At 66.3% G+C, this 1751-nt stretch carries 1 protein-coding gene and 1 pseudogene; both read left to right on the top strand.

What is annotated here, in order from left to right:
- Positions 1-124 precede the first annotated feature (124 nt).
- Positions 125-172, top strand: a pseudogene (locus ACFWPJ_RS27205) (hypothetical protein); the annotation flags it as partial.
- Between the two features lie 9 nt (positions 173-181).
- The coding region (locus ACFWPJ_RS27200) for a condensation domain-containing protein (protein WP_378855491.1) at positions 182-1751 on the top strand (1570 nt) is incomplete at its 3' end.

Raw genomic sequence — 1751 nt, 5'->3', positions numbered from 1 at the left:
ACACCCCCGGTCGGGCCCCCCCCACACACACACACACCCATTCATCGCATAATCAGCCCCCCATGTATCGACAATCGACGAGGTCGGCCTCGATGATTCGTTCTTCGCCCTCGGCGGCGACAGCGTGGTCGCGACCCGGGTGGCAGCGCGACTCGGGGCCACGTTGGACACGGAGATTCCGGTGCGGGTGTTGTTCGAGGCCCCCACGGTAGCGGCGCTCGCGGCCCACATAGCCCAGTACTCCGGCACCGGGCGACGACGCCCACCCTTGATCGCCGGGCCGCGCCCCGATCTCGTGCCCTTGGCGCCGGCCCAACAGCGGATGTGGTTCTTCAACCAGTACGACACCGGTTCCGGTGCCTACAATGTGCCGATCGCCATCCGGTTGCGTGGCGAGCTGAACGTCGACGCCCTGCGATCGGCCATGGCCGACGTGCTGCGCAGGCACGAGTCTTTGCGGACCCGGTACCCGGACCACGACGGAACGCTGATCCAGCTGATCGAACCCGCCGACGAGGTAGACCCCGAGCTGGCTCTGGTCTCGGTGCCGTCGAGCGAACTGCACACAGCGGTCGCCGAATTCGTCGCCGAAGGCTTCGATGTGAGCACGCGGGCGCCGGTGCGTGCCCGATTGTTCCGCGCTGCCGGTAGCGCGGAGCCCGAATACGTGCTGGCCGTCGTGGTGCACCACATCGCCGCGGACGGATTCTCCATGACACCGCTGGCCCGCGACGTGACGACCGCGTACACCGCACGGATCCGCGGAGAACTCCCTTCGTGGACACCACTGCCTGTCCACTACGCGGACTACGCACTGTGGCAACGAGCGGCCCTCGGCTCGCCCGACGATCCGGAATCGCTGTGCGCCCAGCAGATCCGATACTGGACCGCGACGCTGGACGGAGTTGCCGAGGAACTTCGTCTACCGGCTGACCGGCCGCGGCCGGTGGTGGCGTCCCACCAGGGTGCCACCATCGACTACACGGTCGATGCCGAGTTGATACTGGCGTTGGGCACGTTGGCGCGGCAACACAGTGCCTCGCTGTTCATGGTGATCCACGGCACGCTGGCGGTCCTGCTCGCCCGGTTGAGCGGTGCCACCGATATTCCGATCGGTACGCCGATCGCCGGACGCGGCGCGGCCGAGCTCGACGATGTGGTCGGCATGTTCGTCAACACGCTGGTATTGCGGACCGAGATCGATCTCGATGAATCGTTCACCGACCTGCTCGACCGGATCAGGCAGATCGATCTGGAGGCCTTCGCACACGCCGACGTTCCCTTCGAACAACTGGTGGATCAGCTCGCTCCGCACCGTTCCCCGTCCCGGCACCCGCTGTTCCAGGTGATGCTGGCATTCCAGAATCTGGCACGGGTGCGGCTGGAGTTGCCCGGTCTCGACGTCGCAGTGCTCGACCTGCCCAACGAAGTGTCTCGCTTCGACCTGCAGGTCGTGCTGTCGGACGACCAGGTCAGCGGCGAGATGGCCGTTGCGGTCACCTACGCCACGGATCTGTTCGACCCCGCGACGATCGATGCACTGATACGTCGGTGGATTCGGATACTCGAGTCGGTGGCCATCGATCCGACCGTTTCGGTGGGGGCCGTCGAGATCCTGGAGTCCGCCGAACGCGCCGATCTGCTGGCACATTCCGGTGCGCCCATGGGGGCGCCCACCACGTTGGCCGACTTGCTGACCACAGCTGCCGCACGGGATCCTGACGCCACCTCGATCGTGTTCGAGGTGCAGC

This window comes from Nocardia sp. NPDC058497, from assembly GCF_042720195.1.
In the GTDB taxonomy this organism is placed as follows: Bacteria; Actinomycetota; Actinomycetes; order Mycobacteriales; family Mycobacteriaceae; genus Nocardia.
This window is presented reverse-complemented; position numbering and strand designations above follow the sequence as displayed.